This window comes from Phenylobacterium sp., from assembly GCF_030645195.1.
Classification (GTDB): Bacteria; Pseudomonadota; Alphaproteobacteria; order Caulobacterales; family Caulobacteraceae; genus Phenylobacterium.
Genome location: NZ_JAUSLW010000082.1, coordinates 1 through 19,651 on the forward strand (window position 1 = coordinate 1; position 19,651 = coordinate 19,651).

The 19,651-nt window shown below is 68.8% G+C and carries 18 protein-coding genes and 1 pseudogene; 6 read left to right on the forward strand and 13 right to left on the reverse strand.

From position 1 onward, the window contains the following. Together Q7T09_RS07585 and Q7T09_RS07590 are read left to right on the forward strand one after the other, a co-directional pair. Positions 1 to 121 (forward strand): annotated as a pseudogene (locus Q7T09_RS07585) (IS30 family transposase); the annotation flags it as partial. A 47-nt stretch (positions 122 to 168) separates the two neighbouring features. After that, the gene (locus Q7T09_RS07590) at positions 169 to 543 is read left to right on the forward strand and encodes a hypothetical protein (RefSeq protein ID WP_304698940.1); all 375 of its coding nucleotides are present in this window, start codon (positions 169 to 171) and stop codon (positions 541 to 543) included. An 86-nt stretch (positions 544 to 629) separates the two neighbouring features. Here Q7T09_RS07590 and Q7T09_RS07595 read toward each other — a convergent pair whose 3' ends face one another. Then, the gene (locus Q7T09_RS07595) at positions 630 to 1,754 is read right to left on the reverse strand and encodes a dipeptidase (protein ID WP_304698942.1); all 1,125 of its coding nucleotides are present in this window, start codon (positions 1,752 to 1,754) and stop codon (positions 630 to 632) included. Continuing rightward, entirely contained in the window at positions 1,751 to 3,103 is a 1,353-nt protein-coding gene (locus Q7T09_RS07600; protein ID WP_304698944.1) for an amidohydrolase family protein, read from the reverse strand. Before Q7T09_RS07600 ends, Q7T09_RS07595 begins: the two co-directional genes overlap by 4 nt. A gap of 76 nt (positions 3,104 to 3,179) precedes the next feature. Between Q7T09_RS07600 and Q7T09_RS07605 the strand changes: the two genes are divergently transcribed. Beyond that, the gene (locus tag Q7T09_RS07605) at positions 3,180 to 4,352 is read left to right on the forward strand and encodes a glycosyltransferase (RefSeq protein WP_304698946.1); all 1,173 of its coding nucleotides are present in this window, start codon (positions 3,180 to 3,182) and stop codon (positions 4,350 to 4,352) included. On the opposite strand, the gene Q7T09_RS07610 is transcribed toward Q7T09_RS07605, so the two are convergent. The 7 genes from Q7T09_RS07610 to Q7T09_RS07640 all read right to left on the reverse strand — a co-directional run bounded on the left by Q7T09_RS07610 (position 4,336) and on the right by Q7T09_RS07640 (position 14,978). Then, complete coding sequence (locus Q7T09_RS07610) at positions 4,336 to 5,043, reverse strand: glycosyltransferase family 2 protein (RefSeq protein ID WP_304698948.1); 708 nt, start codon at positions 5,041 to 5,043, stop codon at positions 4,336 to 4,338. The genes Q7T09_RS07605 and Q7T09_RS07610 overlap by 17 nt on opposite strands. Continuing rightward, complete coding sequence (locus Q7T09_RS07615; RefSeq protein ID WP_304698950.1) at positions 5,040 to 6,635, reverse strand: hypothetical protein; 1,596 nt, start codon at positions 6,633 to 6,635, stop codon at positions 5,040 to 5,042. Before Q7T09_RS07615 ends, Q7T09_RS07610 begins: the two co-directional genes overlap by 4 nt. Before the next feature lie 5 nt (positions 6,636 to 6,640). After that, positions 6,641 to 7,015: a capsular biosynthesis protein gene (locus tag Q7T09_RS07620; RefSeq protein ID WP_304698952.1), complete on the reverse strand. Its 375-nt coding sequence runs from the start codon at positions 7,013 to 7,015 to the stop codon at positions 6,641 to 6,643. A 46-nt stretch (positions 7,016 to 7,061) separates the two neighbouring features. Further along, a complete protein-coding gene (locus tag Q7T09_RS07625) occupies positions 7,062 to 7,505 on the reverse strand; it encodes a DUF2834 domain-containing protein (RefSeq protein WP_304698953.1) in 444 nt (147 codons plus the stop codon). A gap of 65 nt (positions 7,506 to 7,570) precedes the next feature. Continuing rightward, positions 7,571 to 9,022: a glutamate synthase subunit beta gene (locus tag Q7T09_RS07630; protein WP_304698955.1), complete on the reverse strand. Its 1,452-nt coding sequence runs from the start codon at positions 9,020 to 9,022 to the stop codon at positions 7,571 to 7,573. A gap of 23 nt (positions 9,023 to 9,045) precedes the next feature. Beyond that, positions 9,046 to 13,686: a glutamate synthase large subunit gene (gene gltB / locus Q7T09_RS07635; protein ID WP_304698956.1), complete on the reverse strand. Its 4,641-nt coding sequence runs from the start codon at positions 13,684 to 13,686 to the stop codon at positions 9,046 to 9,048. Positions 13,687 to 13,832: 146 nt separating this feature from the next. After that, on the reverse strand, positions 13,833 to 14,978 hold the full coding sequence (locus Q7T09_RS07640; protein ID WP_304698958.1) for an L-lactate dehydrogenase: 1,146 nt from the start codon (positions 14,976 to 14,978) through the stop codon (positions 13,833 to 13,835). A gap of 87 nt (positions 14,979 to 15,065) precedes the next feature. Between Q7T09_RS07640 and nth the strand changes: the two genes are divergently transcribed. Together nth and Q7T09_RS07650 are read left to right on the forward strand one after the other, a co-directional pair. Beyond that, positions 15,066 to 15,788, forward strand: coding sequence for an endonuclease III (gene nth / locus Q7T09_RS07645; RefSeq protein ID WP_304698960.1), 723 nt, complete (start codon positions 15,066 to 15,068; stop codon positions 15,786 to 15,788). A gap of 139 nt (positions 15,789 to 15,927) precedes the next feature. After that, the gene (locus Q7T09_RS07650) at positions 15,928 to 16,248 is read left to right on the forward strand and encodes a hypothetical protein (RefSeq protein WP_304698961.1); all 321 of its coding nucleotides are present in this window, start codon (positions 15,928 to 15,930) and stop codon (positions 16,246 to 16,248) included. Positions 16,249 to 16,345: 97 nt separating this feature from the next. Here Q7T09_RS07650 and Q7T09_RS07655 read toward each other — a convergent pair whose 3' ends face one another. Continuing rightward, a complete protein-coding gene (locus Q7T09_RS07655) occupies positions 16,346 to 17,020 on the reverse strand; it encodes a cytochrome b/b6 domain-containing protein (protein WP_304698963.1) in 675 nt (224 codons plus the stop codon). 13 nt (positions 17,021 to 17,033) lie between these two features. After that, positions 17,034 to 17,513 (reverse strand): cytochrome c, encoded by a 480-nt coding sequence (locus Q7T09_RS07660; protein WP_304698965.1) that lies wholly within the window; start codon positions 17,511 to 17,513, stop codon positions 17,034 to 17,036. A gap of 343 nt (positions 17,514 to 17,856) precedes the next feature. Here Q7T09_RS07660 and Q7T09_RS07665 point away from each other — a divergent pair, with 343 nt between their 5' ends. Further along, positions 17,857 to 18,351, forward strand: coding sequence for a hypothetical protein (locus Q7T09_RS07665; protein ID WP_304698967.1), 495 nt, complete (start codon positions 17,857 to 17,859; stop codon positions 18,349 to 18,351). Positions 18,352 to 18,476: 125 nt separating this feature from the next. Here the strand turns inward: Q7T09_RS07665 and Q7T09_RS07670 are convergent, their stop codons facing one another. Next, positions 18,477 to 19,037, reverse strand: coding sequence for a sugar transferase (locus Q7T09_RS07670; protein WP_304698987.1), 561 nt, complete (start codon positions 19,035 to 19,037; stop codon positions 18,477 to 18,479). 65 nt (positions 19,038 to 19,102) lie between these two features. Continuing rightward, positions 19,103 to 19,582 (reverse strand): hypothetical protein, encoded by a 480-nt coding sequence (locus tag Q7T09_RS07675; protein WP_304698969.1) that lies wholly within the window; start codon positions 19,580 to 19,582, stop codon positions 19,103 to 19,105. Positions 19,583 to 19,651 lie beyond the last annotated feature (69 nt).

The following is a 19,651-nucleotide window of genomic DNA, read 5'->3' on the forward strand; positions in this document are numbered from 1 at the left end:
ACTGCACAGCCAAGTCCAGCTGAGCGCCATCGCTCGACAGCTCAACGAACGGCCCAGAAAGACCTTGCTCTATCGGACGCCAGCCGAGACCTTTGCCGAGTGTGTTGCAGCGATCAGTTGAGCCCACCACCCGTTGCGGACATTGGCCGGTCCATACAAAGTGGCTCTATGCTGAAGCTGCTCACGCTATTGTTGGCCTTAGCCCTCCTGGGTTGGGGAGCTTTCATGTTCGCAAGAAACCCGGACAACGCGAGCGCGCTGCAGAGCTCAAGTGGGTTCATCGACAAGGGCGGCAAGTTTGGCGTTCAAGTGGGCGACCACCTCAGAACGGTGGACCAAGCTCTACAGAGCCACCACTTTACCTACTATCCCAGAGATGAATTTCAGACATGTCTTACTCATGGGTATCCCCCGACCCAGGCCGTGTTGGTTTACAAAGACGACAGTTGGCGGAGGGGCACGATTTGTATCGCCTATGAGCGCGCCTCACGCCGGGTGCGGGCAATCGAATGGGCCTACGGGCCATTCATGGTGGACTTGTAGTTCGGCAATCCACCCTTCGCCGACCTCCCGAACGGGAGCGAAAGGGCGCTTCAGGCCGCGCCCTGCCACCATGGCGGAGGGTCGCCCTACCCCCACACCCGCCCGGCATAGTCCACGAAGTTGCCCCCCAGCACCTTGTCGATCACCCGGGGCTTGATCCCGCGCGCGGCGAGCAGGGCGGCCAGCTTGCGGAACTGGTCCACGCCGCGCAGGTCCACCACGAAGGGATAGGTGTCGGCGCGTTCGCCCTTGGTGCCGATGCCGGCGGCGGCGCGTTCGGCGATCTCCTTTTCCAGGGCGCCCTGGTAGGCGGCGAGGTCGTCGATGGCGGTGACCGAGCCGTCGGTGCCGATGCCGACGTGATCCTCGCCGCAGACCTTCAGGGCGTGCGCGATATGGGCGACCACGTCGGCGGCCTTCGGATGGCCGTCCAGGGTCAGGAAGGGCATGAAGTAGATGCCGACGAAGCCCCCCTGCTCGGCCACGCCCCGCAATTCGGCGTCGGTCTTGTTGCGCGGCAGATCGGTGAGCGCGCGGCAGCCGGTGTGGTTGATGGAGATCGGGACCTTGGAGGCGGCGATGGCGTCCAGGCAGGTGCGCTCGCCCGAATGGGAGAGGTCCACCATGATCCTGGCCTCATTGAGCTTGGCCACCACCCTGCGGCCCTGCTCGGTCAGGCCGCGATTGGCCGGCGCCATCGAGCCGTCGCCCAGGCTGTTCTCGGGATTGTAGGTCAGCTGGATGACGCGCACGCCGCGGGCGGCGAATTCGTCCACCCGCTCCAGGTGATCGCCCACCTGGACGGCGTTCTGGAAGCCGTAGATGAGGCCCACCTTGCCGCTGGCCTTGGCCCTGGCGAAATCGGCGGCCTTGGTGATCTTCATCAGGTCGGCGGAGTGGGCGGCCAGGATGGCGTCCCAGGCGTCGAGGCTGCGCAGCGTCTCGGCATAGGGGTCGCCGGGGCCGAAGACGTAGCCCAGGGTCGCGTTCACCGCCGTCAGGCCCGAGGCCTTGGCGTCGGCGATGGCGCGGGCGTCGAAGTCGGCCTCCATGGGCGGCGGCGGACCGGTGCGGCCGATGGCCCGGTTCGGATTGATCAGGCCGCCGAGCGCATTGACGATGATCGGGTCGCTGGCGGCCAGGGCCGGACGGAAGGCCGTGGCGGCCAGGGCGGCGGCCCCGAGGCCGAGGGTGGCGCGGCGCGAGATCATTGCGGCTCCTTGCGCGCCGCGGCGTCGCTCTGGGGGTCATAGTCTGCGCGGCGGTAGTCGACCCCGCGCTTGACGGTCAGGACCACGGTCCGCAGGGCGCGGATGTCGGCGCTGGGATCCTGGGCCACGAAGACCATGTTGGCGAGCTTGCCCGGCGCGAGGGTCCCGAAGTCGGGGTCCTTCGTCACCGAGAGCGCCCCGCCCAGGGTGGCCGCCGAGATGGCCTGCAGAGGCGTGAAGCCCGCCTTGGCCACCAGCAGCTCCAGTTCGTCGTGCAGGCCGGGATAGGCCGCGTCCGGCTCGGAGAAGCCGTCGGTGCCGGCGGAGATGGTGACGCCCGCGCGCAGGGCCTGGTTGGTCAGCTTGGAGGCCAGGTCGGCGGTGCAGTAGGGCTTGGGGCCTTTGGGATTGGCGGCGGCCCGCGCGTCCAGGCCGGCATAGACCAGCACCGTGGCGTCCAGCACCGTCCCCTGCCGCTTCATCTGGAAAAACAGCTTGGTCATCAAGGGGTTGTCGCCGTTCGCGAAGGCGGCGAAGTCGACCGGCGCGCGGTTGTGATAGGCGCGCGGCAGGGTCTTGGAGGCCTGGTAGGCCAGCATGCAGACGTGGCTGACGGCGTCCACCTGGGCGTCCAGCACCTGCCGCGGGCTGGCCGGGAAGACCGCCCCGTGGGCCCAGACCGGCACGCCCTGGCGATGGGCCTCGGCGGTGATGGCCTTGACCCGCTCGCCCGGCAGGTCGGCGTAGATCTTGATGGCCGAGGCGCCCGTGCCGCGGGCCAGGGCCACGGCCAGCTTCAGGTCGGTCTTGGCCTCGATGGCCTGCATCCAGGGGGCGTGGCCGGCCACGGCGCCGGCGGTGACGGCGTGGGTGCGGGGATCGTCGAAGAACTCCGGGCCCGCCATCAGGGCGGCGTAGTAGATATCCGGCCCCGGGATCGCCCCGATCCTCGTCTCCCGCGCCAGGTCGCCCACCAGCCGCAGATCGTCGGCCATGTCGCGGACGCCGGTGATGCCGCCATAGAGGTCGCGCCTGAGCTGGGCCTGGGCGAAGGCGCGGACCGGCGGGGTGGCCAGGTGCTCGTGGCTGTTGATCAGGCCCGGCAGGGCGTAGAGGCCGCTCACGTCCACCACCTTGGTGTCCGGCGGCAGCTTCAGGGCCAGTTCGGAATTGGCCCAGACCTTCTCGATCCGCTCACCCTTCACCAGGATGGACATGTCGGGCCTGGGCCCGGCGCCGGTCCCGTCGATGAGGCTGGCGCCGCGATAGACGACATAGGACGGCTCGGCGGCCTGGGCGGCGAGGGCGGCGAGGGAGAGGCCGGCGGCGAGGAGGAGCTTGGCGATCATGCCCTCGACATAGCCCGGTTTGGGGCGAGCGCGGAATCGGCGGACTCTACGGACCTTGGAGTTGTGAGGGGGTCGCGTGCGGTTCGTCCTGTTCAAAGGCCAGTCGCAGTACGGATCGCTGCGGCTGCATATCGACCAGCTGGCCGCGGCCCTGGTCGGGCTGGGGCACGAGGCGAGCGTCCTCGACCTGACCGCGGCCGATGCCCCGGAGAAGGCCAACGCCAGCTTCGCCGCCCCCGCCGACTGCTATTTCGGCATCAGCGGCGTCGGGGCCGAGATCCAGGTCGGGAACGCCTCGGTGTATGACGCCATCGGAGCGACCTACGCCTCGCTCTATGTCGACCATCCGATCCACCACACCACGCGGCTCGCCATGCCGATCCGCAAGAAGGTGGGGCTGTTCCTCGACCGCAGCCACGTTCAGTTCATGACCACCTGGTCCAAGGGCCGGGGGTTCGCCCAGCTCGGCTTCCTGCCGCCCGGCGCCAACCAGATCGACGAGCCCCTGGAGACCACCGACGGCGCCTTCCTGGCCCGCGACATCCCGTTGCTGTTCACCGGCACCTATCGCGGCGAACCCGTCGCCCCCTGGCGCGACGAGCCTCCCAGCATCGGCCGCGACGCGGTGGAGGAGATCGCCCAGCGGATGGCCGCCGACGGAAGGCTGGCAGTGCTCGACGCCCTGAAGGCGGTGATCGCCCGCCTGGGCGGTGAGCTGACCCCGGACCTGTTCGAGGAGTTCCTGCCCCTGCTCCAGGCCCCGCAGTTCTACGCGGAGGCCCACCACCGGGGCGCCCTGCTCAACACCCTGGGCCAGGCGGGAACGCCGATCCACATCTACGGCAATGGCTGGGAGCCGCTGCTGGAGCGCTATCCGTCCTTCGTCCATGGCGGGGTCGGCAGCTTCGAGGAGACCCTGCATCTGCTGCGGCGGACGAAGCTGGTGCTCAACTCCAACAACGGCTTCGTGGCTGGCGGGCATGAGCGGGTGTTCACCGCCATGTGCGGCGGCGCCGCGGTGATCTCCGACGAGAACCGCTACTACGCCGAGGCCTTCAAGCCGGGCCGTGAGATGGCGGTCTATGCCTGGGACAAGCTCGACCGGGTCCCCGGCCAGATCGCCGCCCTGCTGGAGGACCAGGACGCGCTGGCCGCCCTGGCCCGGGCCGGCGCCAAGCGGGCGTTCGCCGACCACACCTGGACCGCGCGGGCGGCCAAGCTCGTCAAGATCGTCAAGCAGGCGCGATAAGGCCCTGATATTCCTGCGGGGTTCCGCAGAAGATCACCTCGTCGCGCTCGATCCGGTGATAGCCGATGCGCGCGCCCTGGCCGATCAGGTGATTGTAGAGCGGGGCGACATAGAGCTCCCGGGCCTGGGGCGCGAGGCGCTCCTGGGCGAGCGCCGCGCGGAAATCCCCGGCGCGGGCGAAGTGATAGAGGCCGGTGCAGCAGAGGTTGGAGATCGGCCGCTTCTCGGCGGTCTCCAGGACGAGCGGCGTCTCGCCCGGCGCGGGCCGGACATAGGACCAGTTGGCCCCCTCGCCGACGAACACCTCCAGCCAGCCGTCCAGGGCCTCGTACCAGGGGCCGGGGAAGACGAAGCCCGGACGGAAGGTGTCGATGTTGAAGATGGTCAGGGGCGTGGCGTCGCCCTCCCCGGCCAGGCCCAGTTCCACCGTCTCGGCCTGCCCCGCCGTCGGCCCGGTCAGGGCGATGACACGGACGTCCTTCACGCCGAGGCGACGAGTCTCTTCCTGAACGAACTCAAGGGCGTCGGCCGCCACGATGAACAGGAAGGGGTGGGTCTCGAACTGGGCGCGGAAGCTCTCCACGGCGTGAGCGAAGACGCTGGCGCCATTGAGGTCCAGCCGGTACTTCGGCTCGCTGTAGCCGGCGTCGAAGAACCGCTGCGAGCGGCCGGCCATGGGGATGACGATCACGCCGCCTCGAGCTCCGCATAGAGTCGCAGGGCATTGGCCACGAAGGCCTTTTGCCGGTCGGGCCGGTCGGCGTGCAGGGGGATCATGGACAGGAACAGGCTGACCATGATGGCGCGGACCTCGCTGGACAGCCCCGCCACCCCGTCGATGGTGAGGTCGGCCAGGCCCGCCTGCAGCCAGGGCTGGCAGGCGATCTCCTCGAAGGCGATGGCGTAGTCGGACCCGTCGACGGTGACCGCGCAGCGGCCGGCGATGATCTGGTCGTAGCGGCCGACGACGGAGTGGGCGAGCTTGGCCAGGTCATAGCGCAGGTCGCCATAGATGGTGGGCTTGTCCCCCACCAGGCCGCGGGGATCGATGGCTTTGATGCGCCGCACGCGGCTGTCGTAGAGGATGTTCGAGAAGCAGAAGTCGCCGTGCAGGATGGAGTCCGGCCGCCCAGCCTCCAGGCCATAGGCCGGAACCAGGGCCTCGCTGATCGCCCGCAGCGACGGCATGGGCCGGCCCTCCAGCGACAGGGGCTGGTCGATGGGAAAGCCTGAGTCGCGGGCGAAGGCCTCAAGCCGAGCCTGCGTCTTGTCGGCGACGAGCAGCTTCAGGGCCGCGTCGCCGGAGCCGGTCCCCCTGTGGGCGGCGCAGGCGGCCAGGAAGTCCTGGCAGGAGGCCAGGATGCGCAGCCAGGGCTTGCGCCCCACCGCCCCGTGGACGAACAGCTCCGAGAGCACCGGCAGGTACTCGTATTCGGTCTCGTAGAAGACCCGGCCGTCCTCCGCCCCGAAGCCCAGCAGGCGGCCGCAATAGACCTGGACGGTCGGCGGCGCCTCCTGCAGCCAGTGGGTCTCGGCCCAGATCTTGGCCTGGTCTGCGCTGGACTTGCGCGCGGTGAGCCCATCGATGCGCACGGTGTTGAAGGCCCGCGCCGTGGTCACCGCCAGCCGCGACTGGAAGAAGGTCTGCAGGTGGCCGAAGTCGAGCCAGCCCTGGGCCGGGGCGAGGCTCACCGCGTGCTCGGCGAGATAATGGTTCACCCCGCCAATGAAGTCGCCGCGCATTCGGGTGAGCGACCGCAGCAGGTCCAGGCCAGAGGCGAAGGCGAAATAGCCGGTGGCGACGGGCCAGCCCTCGTGGCCGTCCTCGCCGGCGGCGCTGTTGACCAGGGAGAGGACCCGGCCCTGGGCGTCCAGCTCCATCTCGGCCCAGGCATATTCGTTGCCGCGCTGCCCCCCGACGATGAGGTCGGCCTGGTCCAGCGGCGGGTCGGAGATCAGGGTGTCGCCGTGCAGGATGTGGACCGGCCCGTCCCCGGCGCCGATGGCGTTGAGGGCATAGACCACCGCCTCCCCCAGCCTGAGCCCCTCGGGGATGGGGACGATCTCGACGCCCAGGGCGGCCAGGCGATCACTGTCGTAGGGCGACACCGCGTGGGCCTCGGGCAGCACCAGGTGGACGACCCCGTGTCCGCCCACCGCGGCCAGCTGCAACTCGTAGAGTTTCTGCACCCCCACCGGCAGCATCGAGGGCGGCAGGGGGCCGAACTCGGCGGCCAGTTCCTGGCCCACCACCGCCCCGGACATGATCAGGCGGACGGTCATCGGCCTCAGGCCTCCGCGGCGATCAGGGCGGCGATCTCGTCGAGGGACAGGGCCAGGAACTCCGAGGGCCGCACGGCGCGGTCGTCGATGTAGAAGCCTTCCGTCCCGCACCAGGGCTTGCCCACATGCACCTCGTCATAGGGCACCTGGTGGCGGGCCAACCAGTCGAGGATCACCGGCAGGGTGTTGGCGTTGATCAGGCCGATCTGACCGCCATAGGTGCGCATGTTCCGCGCGCTGGCGATGATGATGGAGAAACCCTGCTCGCGGTACTCTCGCAGGCGGGCGATCACCGGCAGGTTGGGCTCGCGGTCGGCATAGGCGCGGCCCGGGTCGTCCAGCGCGATGGTGCCATCGAGATCGAAGACCAGCCGTTTCATGGGCCAGATGTAGGACGATTCGAGCCCCGACCCCGCGCGGCGCGGCTCAGCCCCCGGTCTGCCTGAACACGAAGGCGCACAGGCCGATGACCAGGATGGCCAGGGCCCCCAGGCCGACGCCGTCCAGCAGGCCCGGCCGGCCCTCGATCTCCGGCGTCGCCCCGGCCTTCAGTTCGCGGGCGGCCATGAACAGCGGCAGGGTGACGCTGATCGCCACCAGCAGGCCGCCGATCACATAGGCCCAGACGAAGGGGATGCGCCGCCGCCGGCCCTCGAACACCATCCAGACCGCCGCGGCGTAGAGCACCAGCGCGATGTCGAAGGTCACCGAGCGGCTGGCGGGATTGACCGCCGCGTCGCGCAGGAAGGCCGGGAACACCGACAGGCCGCCGCCGCCCCCGAAATAGGCCAGGTTCTGGCTCCAGGTCAGGACTAGGGCGATCACCGCCAACAGCCCATAGACCGCGGCCAACTGCCGGTTCTGTCTCACGCGACGCCCTCCCCAGACGGATCATCCGCCGGGGAGTTTGGCGCCTCGCGCCGAGTCTGGCGACCTCAGCGCGGCAGCTTGCTCGCCCCCATCAGGAAGGCGTCCACCGCCTGGGCGCACTGGCGGCCCTCGCGGATGGCCCAGACCACCAGGGACTGGCCCCGGCGCATGTCGCCGCAGGAGAAGATGTTGGGCGTGGTGGTCTTGTAGTCGGTCACCGGCGCCTTGACCGCGCCGCGGGCGTCGAACTCCACGCCGGCCTGCTCGGTGAAGGCGTTGTGGCGCGGCGAGACGAAGCCCATGGCCAGCAGGACGAGGTCGGCCTTGACCTGGAAGACGCTGCCCTCGACTTCCTTCAGCACCTGGCGGCCGTCCGGCCCCGGCGCCCACTCCATACGCACGCACTCCAGGGCCTCGATCTTGCCGTTGGAGCCGATGGCCCGCTTGGTGGCCACGGCGAAGTCGCGCTCGCAGCCCTCTTCATGGCTCGACGAGGTGCGCAGCTTCATGGGCCAGTCGGGCCAGGTCATGAACTTGTTCTCGCGGGCCGGCGGCTCGGGCATGATTTCGAACTGGGTCACCGAGGCCGCGCCATGGCGGTTGGAGGTGCCGATGCAGTCGGAGCCGGTGTCGCCGCCGCCGATCACCACCACATGCTTGCCGGTGGCCGAGATGGCGCCCGTCGGCGCGGCGCGCAGTTCGTCGTCGCCGGCGTTGCGCTTGTTCTGCTGGACCAGGAAGTCCATGGCGAAGTGGATCCCGTCCAGCTCGCGGCCCGGGACCTCCAGGTCGCGGGGATTCTCGGCCCCGCCGGCCATCACCAGCACGTCATAGTCGTCCAGCAGCCGCTGGACCGAGACGGTGACACCGATCTCCATGTTGGTGCGGAAGATGACGCCTTCGGCCTCCATCTGCGCCACGCGGCGGTCGATGAGGTGCTTTTCCATCTTGAAGTCGGGGATGCCGTAGCGGAGCAGGCCGCCGATGCGGTCGCTCTTCTCGAACACCGTCGGCGCGTGGCCCACCCGGGCCAGTTGCTGGGCGCAGGCGAGCCCTGCGGGGCCCGAGCCCACCACGGCGATCCGCTTGCCGGTGCCCCGCGGCGACATCTGCGGCGTGATCCAGCCCTCTTCCCATCCCCTGTCGACGATGGCGCACTCGATGGTCTTGATGGTCACCGGGCTGTCGATGATGTTCAGGGTGCAGGACGCCTCGCACGGGGCGGGGCAGATGCGGCCGGTGAACTCCGGGAAGTTGTTGGTGGACTGGAGGTTCTCCAGCGCCGTCTTCCACTGGTCGCGATAGACCAGGTTGTTGAAGTCCGGGATCTGGTTATTCACCGGACAGCCGGTGTGGCAGAACGGAATCCCGCAATCCATGCAGCGCGCCGCCTGCTTGTTCAGGGCGTCCTGCGGCAGCGGATGGACGAATTCCTTCCAGGTGCGAAGGCGGTCCTGCGGCTTCTCGTAGCCGCGATCCTGGCGCTCGATCTCCAGGAAGCCGGTGGGCTTGCCCATGGGGTTACTCCGACTCTGAAATTCTATTCGGCGGCGACGGCGGCGGCCGCCAGCCGTTCGGCGGCCATGTCCGTGAGCGCCCGGCGGTAGTCCTTGGGCATGACCTTCACGAACGAGGTCAGGCAGGTGTCCCAGTTCTCCAGGATCTCCCGGGCCCGCGCGCTGCCCGTATAGAGCAGGTGCCGCTCCACCAGGATCTTCAGGCGCTCGGCGTCGAAGGTCAGCATGTCGCCCATGCCGTTGTTCTCCACCGAGATCGAGCGCTGGCTCGGACGGCCGGGATCGTCGGCCCCGCCGCTGGCGGGCGCGACCTTCTCGATGTCCACCATGGCGGTGTTGCAGAGCGGGGTGAACCGGCCCCTGGGATCGTAGACATAGGCGATCCCGCCGGACATGCCGGCGGCGAAGTTGCGCCCGGTGTCGCCCAGCACCACCACCACGCCGCCGGTCATGTACTCACAGCCGTGGTCGCCCGTGCCCTCCACCACCGTGACGGCGCCGGAGTTGCGGACCGCGAAACGCTCGCCGGCCACGCCCTGGAAATAGGCCTCCCCGGCGATGGCGCCGTAGAGCACCGTATTGCCGACAATGATGTTCTGGGTCGGGTCGCGGGTGGATTCCTTGGGCTGGCGCACGACCACCCGGCCGCCCGACAGGCCCTTGCCCACATAGTCGTTGCCGTCGCCGATCAGCTCCAGGCTGACGCCGCGCGCGGCGAAGGCGCCGAAGCTCTGGCCCGCCGCCCCGTGGAAGGTCAGCGAGATGGTGTCCTCCGGCAGGCCGGCGTGGCCGTAGGCGCGGGCCACCTCGCCCGAGAGCATGGCGCCGACCGTGCGGTTGATGTTCCGGATCGGGTACTCGCCGCGCATGGGGGTGCGGTTGGCGAGCGCATCCTTGGCGTCGGCGATCAGGGTGTTGTCCAGGGCCTTTTCCAGGCCGTGGTCCTGGCGGTCCATGTTCCAGAGGCCCTTCTGGCCCTCGGGACGAACCGCGTGCAGCAGCTTGGACAGGTCCACGCCGCCGGCCTTCCAGTGGTCGACGGCCTCGCGCATGTCGAGGCGCTCCACCTGGCCGATCATCTCGTTCATCGTGGCGAAGCCGAGCTGGGCCATGATCTCGCGCAGCTCTTCGGCGACGAAGAAGAAGTAGTTGATGACATGCTCGGGCTGGCCGGTGAACCGGGCCCGCAGGATCGGGTCCTGGGTCGCCACCCCCACCGGACAGGTGTTCAGGTGGCACTTGCGCATCATGATGCAGCCGGCCGCGATCAGCGGGGCGGTGGCGAAGCCGAACTCGTCGGCCCCCAGGAGGGCGGCCACGGCCACGTCGCGGCCGGTGCGCAGGCCGCCGTCGGCCTGGACCGCCACGCGGGTGCGCAGGCCGTTCAGCAGCAGGGTCTGCTGGGTCTCGGCCAGGCCGATCTCCCAGGGGGAGCCGGCGTGGGTCAGGGACGTCAGCGGCGAGGCGCCGGTGCCGCCCTCGAAGCCCGAGATGGTGATGTGGTCGGCACGCGCCTTGGCCACGCCCGCCGCCACCGTGCCGACCCCAACCTCGGAGACCAGCTTCACGGAGATGCGGGCCTTGGAGTTGGCGTTCTTCAGGTCGTGGATGAGCTGGGCCAGGTCCTCGATGGAATAGATGTCGTGGTGCGGCGGGGGTGAGATCAGGCCGACCCCCGGCGTGGAGTGCCGGACGCGGGCGATATTGGCGTCCACCTTGTGGCCGGGCAGCTGGCCGCCCTCCCCGGGCTTGGCGCCCTGGGCCATCTTGATCTGGATGTCGTCGGCGTTGACCAGGTACTCGGTGGTCACCCCGAAGCGGCCCGAGGCCACCTGCTTGATGGCCGAGCGCATGGAGTCGCCGTTGGGCAGGGGCTTGAAGCGGTCGGATTCCTCGCCGCCCTCCCCGGTGTTCGACTTGCCGCCGATCCGGTTCATGGCCATGGCCAGCGTCGTGTGGGCCTCGCGGCTGATGGAGCCGAAGCTCATGGCCCCGGTGGCGAAGCGCTTGACGATCTCGCTGGCCGGCTCGACCTCGTCCAGGGACAGCGGCGTCTCCGCGAACTTGAAGCGCATCAGGCCACGGATGGTCAGCAGGCGCTGGGACTGCTCGTTGATGCCGGCGGCGAAGGCCTTGTACTCGTCGGGCAGGTTGCCGCGCACGGCGTGCTGCAGCTTGCTGACGGTCTCCGGGGTCCAGGCGTGCTCCTCGCCGCGCAGGCGGAAGGCGTAGGCCCCGCCGACATCGAGCTGGGTCGCGTAGATCGGGTTGTCGCCATAGGCGTCGCGGTGGCGGCGCACGGCCTCCTCGGCGATCTGGTAGAGACCGATGCCCTCGATCGTGGTGGCGGTGCCGGTGAAGTACTGCTCGATCACCGTGGAGTTCAGGCCCACGGCGTCGAAGATCTGGGCGCCGCAATAGGACTGGTAGGTGGAGATGCCCATCTTGGACATCACCTTCAGCACGCCCTTGCCCACCGCCTTGATGTAGTTCTTGCGCACATCATAGGCCGAGAGCGCGTAGCCGTTCTGGACCCGCAGGGTCTCCAGGGTCTCGAAGGCCAGGTAGGGGTTCACCGCCTCCGCGCCATAGCCGGCCAGGACGCAGAAGTGATGCACCTCGCGGGCTTCGCCGGTCTCGATAACAAGGCCGGTCTGCATGCGCAGGCCCTGGCGGATCAGGTGGTGGTGCACGGCCGCTGTGGCCAGGGCCGCGGGGATGGCGATGCGGTCCGGCGAGGTGGCTCGATCCGAGAGGATCAGGATGTTCATGTCGGCCAGCACGTTGTCGGTGGCCTCGCGGCACAGACGGTCCAGCGCCCGCTCCAGGCCCGCCGGGCCCTCCTCGGCCGCCCAGGTGGCGTCCAAGGTGGCGGTGCGGAAGGCGCCGTCCAGCAGCTCGCTGATGGCGCGGATCTTGGCCAGGTCCTCATTGGTGAGGATCGGCTGGGAGACCTCCAGGCGCTTGTGGGTTCCGGCCTGCCGGCCCAGCAGGTTCGGGCGCGGGCCGATCATCGACACCAGGCTCATCACCAGCTCTTCCCGGATCGGGTCGATCGGCGGGTTGGTGACCTGGGCGAAGTTCTGCTTGAAATAGTCGTAGAGCAGCTTCGGGCGCTTCGAGAGCACCGCGATGGGGATGTCCTGGCCCATCGAGCCGATCGGGTCGTCCCCGGTCTGGGCCATGGGCTCCAGGAAGAACTGCAGGTCCTCCTGGGTGTAGCCGAAGGCCTGCTGCCGATCGAGCAGCTGGGCTGGATCGGAGCCCATCAGGGCGTCGGCCGGCGCGGCCTCGGGCAGGTCTTCCAGCTTGAACTGGGTCTGGGCCAGCCAGTCGGCATAGGGCTCGGCGTCGGCGAGGGAGGCCTTGATCTCCTCGTCCTCGATGATCCGGCCTTCCTCCATGTCGATCAGCAGCATCTTGCCGGGCTGCAGGCGCCACTTGCGCACCACCCGCTCCTCGGGAACCACCAGCACGCCGACCTCCGAGGCCATGATCACATGGTCCTGGTCGGTGATCACGAAGCGGGCCGGACGCAGGCCGTTGCGGTCCAGGGTGGCGCCGATCTGGCGGCCGTCGGTGAAGGCCACGGCGGCGGGGCCGTCCCACGGCTCCATCAGGGCGGCGTGGTACTCGTAGAAGGCCTTGCGCTTGGGATCCATCAGCGGATTGCCGGCCCAGGCCTCCGGGATCAGCATCATGACGGCGTGGGCCAGCGGATAGCCGCCGGCCACCAGCAGCTCGAGCGCATTGTCCAGGCAGGCGGTGTCGGACTGGCCGTGCGGGATCAGCGGCCACATCTTGTTGAGGTCGGGACCCAGCAGGTCCGACTCCAGGGTGCGGCGGCGCGCGTTCATCCAGTTCACGTTGCCGCGAACGGTGTTGATCTCGCCGTTGTGGGCGATGAACCGGTAGGGGTGGGCCAGCTTCCAGGACGGGAAGGTGTTGGTGGAGAACCGCTGGTGCACCAGGGCCAACGCCGACTCCGTCAGCGGGTTGGCGAGGTCGGTGTAAAAGGTCCCCACCTGACCGGCCAGCAGCAGGCCCTTATAGACCACCGTCCGCGTCGAGAAGGACGGCAGGTAGAGCTGGGTCAGGCCCGGCAGGTTCTTCTTCACCGCCAGCTCGGCCAGCGGGTTCTGCAACTGCTTGCGGATGGTCAGCAGCTTCCGCTCGAAGGCGTCCTGGTCCTTGGTCCCCGGGCCGCGGCCGACGATGGCCTGGCGGATCACCGGCATCTCGGCCAGCACGGCCTCGCCCAGGCCCGTGGTGTCGACGGGCACGTCGCGCCAGGCGATGAAGACCTGGCCCTCGACCTTCAGGAAGTGCTCGAACTGGGAGACCGCCACGGCGCGGGCGGCGTCGTCCTGCGGCATGAAGCACATGGCCACGGCGTAGTCGCCCGGCGCCGGCAGGGTGACGCCCGCCTTGCCGGCCCAGTCGCGCAGCAGGGCGTCGGGCATCTGAATCAGAATCCCGGCCCCGTCGCCCACCAGGGGATCGGCGCCGACGGCGCCGCGGTGGTCGAGGTTGATGAGGATCTCCAGACCAGCGGTCACGACCTCATGCGATTTGCGGCCCTTGATATTGGCCACAAACCCCACACCGCACGCATCGTGTTCATTGCGCGGGTCGTACAGACCTTGCCGTTCCGGAGCTCCCATGCGGGTCCCTCATTCTCATACAGGCATGCGTTACAGGCATGCGGCAGCACGGCCGAACCCGACCGTGAAACGTACGTTCGGGCGGCCATTAGCGGCAAGAACGACCCTTGTCGATGGGTCTGAACCTGCGGATTTGAAAAGTTTTTCTACAGTGCGGCGTCCAGCAGGGATTTGTCCGCGTCCCGAGCGTTGTGGCAGCCGGTCAGCACCATGGCCGTGGCCAGCTCGCTCTTCAGGGTTCCCAGCATGCGGGCGACCATCTTCTCGCCGCCGGCGCCGAGCGCATAGGCCCAGGCCCGGCCGACGAAGCAGGCCTTGGCGCCGAGCGCGAGCGCCTTGAGCACGTCGAGGCCCGAGCGCACCCCGCCATCCAGATAGACCTCCAGGTCGCCGCCGACCGCGTCCACCACCGCCGGCAGGGCCGAGATCGAGGAGCGCACGCCGTCGAGCTGGCGGCCGCCATGGTTCGACACCACAAGGCCTTGCGCGCCGGCCGACCGGGCGTCGCGGGCGTCCTCGGGGTCGAGGATCCCCTTGATGACGATGGGCCCGTCCCAGGTCTTGCGCACCCAGTCGAGGTCGGCCCAGGTCACCGAGCGGTCGAAGTTGCGCGCGATCCAGCTCAGGAAGTCGGTGACCGAGCCCGCCTTGGGCACCGCGCCGGCGACGCTGCCCAGGCTGTGGGGGCGGCCGTGCAGCCAGACGTCCCACAGCCAGTCGGGATGGGTCACCCCCTGCCAGGCGGTGTTCATGGCGCCGGAGATCCCGCTCGATCCGGTGAAACCCGAGCGGACATCACGATAGCGCGAGCCCGGCAGCGGCAGGTCGACGGTGAAGACCAGGACCGGGCAGCCCGCCGCCTTGGCCCTGGCCAGCAGCTGCGCCATGTAGCCGCGGTCCTTCAGCATATAGAGCTGGAACCAAGGGGCGGTCCCGGAGGCCGCCACCTCCTCCACCGAACAGACCCCCACGGTGGACAGGCAGAAGGGCACGCCCGCGGCGGCGGCGGCGCGGGCCGCCTGCACCTCGCCCCGGCGGCCGTACATCCCGGCCATCCCCACCGGCGACAGGCCCAGCGGCATGGAGAGTTTCTGGCCCAGGGTCTCGATGCTCATGTCCAGCTGGCTCATGTCGCGCATCACCCGCTGACGCAGGGCCAGGGCCTCGATGTCGGCCACGTTCCGCCCCAGGGTGACCTCGGCATAGGAGCCGCCGTCGATATATTCGAAGAACATCTTGGGCAGGCGGCGGCGCGCCAGTTCGCGATAGTCGGAGACCGAAGCCGGGGTCATGGCCGCCCTTCCCGTGGATGCTGCGACCCTTCGTAGGGCGCGGCGCGGCCCTTTACAAATGTTCTACTTTTGTTCTAGCGTGACCGCATGCACATCCGACTCGCCCTCCCCTCAGACCTGCCCCCCGTGCGCGACCGGCTGCGCAGTGTTCTGGGGCCGCAGCGGCCTGAACATCAGCTCGACCCGGTGTCCCAGCTCATCAAGTCTGTGCTCAGTTCGCGCACCTATGACGAGGTGGCCTGGGCGGCCTTCATTCGACTGCGGGCGGCCTATCGCGATTGGGAGGACCTGGTCCACGCCGCCCAGGAGGAGCTGGAGCCGATCATCGATCCAGTGACCTTCGCCGATCAGAAGGCCCGCCAGCTGCCGATCCTGATCCGGGTGCTGCTGCTGAAGCGCGGCGAGCTCAACCTGGACTTCCTTGGCAAGGAGCCGGTGGAGGAGTCCATGGCCTGGCTGATGCGTCTGCCCGGCGTCGGGGTGAAGATCGCCGCCGCCGTTCTGAACCTCAGCACCATGAACCACCGGGCCCTGGTGGTGGACACCCATGTCCATCGCGTCGCGCGGCGCCTGGGTCTGACGGCCCGCACGGGCGATGCTCGCGAGGCCTATGATAGCCTGATGGACCAGGCCCCGGTCGAATGGCAGGGGGAGCAGCTCTATGAGCTGCACTGGCTGCTGAAAGGTCACGGCCAATCGCTCTGCACCCACTTCGATCCGGCCTGCGGTCTCTGCGCCCTGCGGGATGTCTGTCCCCGGGTGGGGGTGTCCGTCGATCAGGAGCGTCGGGTCATCGCCTTCGACGCGTGAGGGCGGCGTCAAATTGCGCGCTTCGGCTTTCGCCCGGCGCGGCGCATCTGCTATGGGCGCGCCTGCGGCGTTGGAGGCAGGCGCGAGCCGCGCTAGGTTCGCCGCGAGACGCCGCCTTGCGGATTCTGAGGAGCTATTGATGACCGTCCAACGTCCCTGGGCCCTGATGCGCCACCACGCCGGCTGGGCCGATGTCTTCCACATCGACAGCGAGAGCACGGACTCCATCACCGGCTTCTATCCCGACCGCGAGACGGTGGGTCCGCCGGTGACCTACAGCGTGCGCGCCATCCTCGCCCGCTTCGAGACCATGGAAGCCGCCCGCGCCGCCCGCGAGGGCGCGGTGCTGGAATGGCGCAAGCACGACGCCGCCGTCCGCGACGCCGAGGCCACCCTGCGCGAGGCCGAGAAGGCCCGCGAGGACGCCTGGCTCAAGTGCCTGAAGGGCGCGGCGGCCTAAGCCCCAGGCGGCGCGGTTGCGGTCCTCGCGCCGCGTCCCGGATCGGCCTGGCGGCCGTCCGGGATGACGGGCGTGGTTTGCGACCTGAGCCGCGCGTCTACAGCTTCGGCAGCTTCAGCCCGCGGGCGATCAGCCAGGCGGCGCCCGCGGCGATCACCACCCCCAGCACGAAGCGCCAGGCCGGGGCGAACTTGAGGTTGGGCGCAGGGCCGATGAACCGGCGCTTGCCGGTGATCATGGCGGTGACCAGGTTCTGCCGCTTCCACAGGGCGTAGAAGGCGATGGCCGCCAGGTGCAGGACCACCAGGCCCTGCAGCGCCCGGAAGCTCAACTCGTGCCATTCCGAGGCCAGGCGGCCGGTGTCGAAGTCCACCATGTAGGACAGCGGCCCGGAGTTTATGCCGTCGATGTCGGTGGCGAACAGGCCGAGCGCCGCCTGGACGATCATCACCAGCAGCAGGGCCACGACGCTGACGGCCCCCACGGGGCTATGGCCCACCAGGTCGGCGGCGGTGCGCCTGCCCATGGTCTTGAGGTAGCCCACCGTGGCGCCCGGCCCCTTCACGAACTGCGAGAAGCGCGCGGTCTCCCCGCCGACGAAGCCCCAGTAGAGCCGGAACACCAGCAGGCCGATCACCCCGTAGCCCGCCAGGGTATGGATCTGCATCTGCTGGCCGCCGCTCAGCCAGGCGGTGAGGATCAGCACCACCAGGGACCAGTGGGTGATCCGGGTGGGCAGGTCCCACAGTCGGGTGGCGGGCGTGCCGGTCATCGACGCGGAGGCCTCAGGACTTGACGCGGAACGGCGTGTGGCAGGTCCCGCAAGCGCCGCCGGTGGCCTTCACCTGGGCCTTGATGGCGTCGATATTGCCACCCTTGGCGATGGTCTCCAGCTTGGCGGCCTCCACCTGCAGGCCCTTGGCGGCGGCGGCGAACTTGGCCGGGTCGGTCCAGATCTCCGGCTTGGCTGCGGTCTTGAAGCCGGCTTCCGGGCCGCTGCCCTTCGGGAACCACTTGGGAATGTGGTGCGACCAATCCTTCACGATCTTGGCCTGGGCCGCGATCAGCTTGGCGTCGGGGGCGTCGGTCTTGAGGTTGTCGTTGATGGTCTTGAAGGCGCCGCCCATGGCCTTGAGGCCCTTCTGGCGCTCGGCGATCACCTTTTCGGCCGACACCGCGGCCACCGCCGCTCCGCTCACCGCGGCCAGGCTCAGCGCGACGCCGAGGACGAGGCCCAGCGGGCGCTTGGTGTGACGAGCCGACATGGAGGGACCTCTTCGAAGCTGAAAACCTGAGCCGCGACATTGCAGGGCGTCCCGACGCGGCGTCAATCGCCGGTTGGTTTCAGGAGGGCGCCGGTTTGTCACCGCCCTGAAACGATCAGCGGGCCGGATCTAGTGGAGAAGTTCAGACGCTTGAGACCCGGCAATCGGCTGACGCGCGTGTCGCTAGAAGTTCCGCATCCAGGCCCGAAGCCAGCGGTGAGAATCGACCCGTTGCGGACCTTCCGAAGGGCTGCTTTCCGGTTGAGCTAGGCCAAGGCGGCGGGTTTTGGACAAACGATTATGTGGGGTTGCCGACAACCGGAAGCAGTGAAAGCATCCCGGAATGGGTGTCGATCTGATTGAAGCCGTCGAAGGCGCAATGCGCGGCTGTTTCTGCCATGCCACCCGACTTGAAAACGGATGGTCGTTTGCCTTCAGTGACGACGATACGAAGGGCGGTGGGATTTTCGTCTCCGCCCCGTGGCGGATCGTCAGCGGAAATCAGATTGCTCATGCCGTGGACGACGACGGTCAACGGTTCGGTCTTCCCGAACCCGTGGACGGAGAAACGAAAACCAATGAATTGCTTGAAGGCAAACGGGTAAGATCATTCATCGTAGACCGCATCACAGCCGATTTGCGCGTCGAGTTCGAGGCCGGCGTGCGGCTCGATGTGTTCACATATTCCGCTGGCTATGAGAGCTGGAACGTTAGTTTTGAAATGGCTGGGGACGAGGTGACACTGGTTGGCGGGGGTGGTGGCAACCTGTCATTTGTCAGCGTTCCGAAAGGCTCGAACCCCAAGGTCGTCTTTGCGCAGCCGATCCTGAAGTCGTGACAAGCCAACGACTGCTTCCCACCCTCAGCACGCATTCCAAGGGTCCGCTTTCGGAGAGGTCCGCGGCCCCTTCTTGGGGGCCATGGAAGCATCAATAGTGAGTACCAAGCGTCAGAATCTATCCACTAGTGCCGGACGCCGCGCCCGGAGAAGGCCGTCACCGCCGTGCGGGCGATGATCGACAGGTCCATCCAGGTGGAGCGGCGGGCCAGGTACTCGGCGTCCAGCCGCGCCTTGTCGGGGATCGGCAGCTCGTCGCGGCCATTGACCTGGGCCCAGCCGGTGAGGCCCGGGCGCAGGACCTCGACCCCGGCCTCCGTGCGCAGGCCCACCAGGTCGTCCTGGTTGAACAGGGCGGGCCGGGGTCCGACGATGCTCATGTCCCCCACCAGCACGCTCCAGAGCTGGGGCAGCTCGTCCAGGCTGGTGCGGCGCATGAACCGCCCCAGGGGCGTGATCCAACTGTCCGGATCGGGCAGCAGGTGGGTGGCGACGTCCGGCGCCCCGGTGCGCATGCTGCGGAACTTGGGCATGGCGAAAAGGGTGTTGAACCGCCCCACCCGCCGCGACCAGTGCAGGGCCGGGCCGGGGGATTCCAGGCGCACGGCGACCGCCAGGATCAGCAGGACCGGCGACAGGACGATCAGTCCCGCCACGGCGCCCAGGATGTCCAGCCCTCGCTTCAGCACATCGCCGCTCCCTCGCCGTCTCCGGCGCCAGGATCAGCCATAAAGCGCCGCGCGTCGCCGCGCTACGGCTTCGGCGCGGCCTTGGGCTTGGCGGCCACGGGCTTGGGCGCCGCCGGCGCGGGCTCAGGCGCGGCTTCCAGGACCGAGGCCGGCTCCGGCGCTGTCACGGCCGCGGCTTCCACCGGCGGCGGCGGCGTGTCGAGGGGGTTTGGGGCCGGCTCGGGCGCGGGCGTCGGCGCCGGGTCGGGATCGACCACGCCGCCGGCCTCCAGCACCGGCTCCACCACTTCGGCGGCCTCCAGCACCGGCTCGACGAAGGCTTCCATCAGGATGGCGGCCTCCTCGAGGGGGTGGGCGTCGGCGTTGGGGAGCGCCATCAGGGCCTCCAGGTTCACCGGCCGCATCCAGCGGGTCATCCACCAGTAGGCGACGCCGGCCGAGGCCGCGCCGGCGAACATGAACCACAGGGGCGAAGCCGCGCCGATCGGCACGTGAAGCGCCGCAGCGGGAGTGACGGACTCGTTCGACTTAAGCTCGCTCATGGAACGTCTCCGGGGTTGATTGTGCGATGCAGCATATCATACGCCCCTCCTTCGCAACCGCAAAATGAC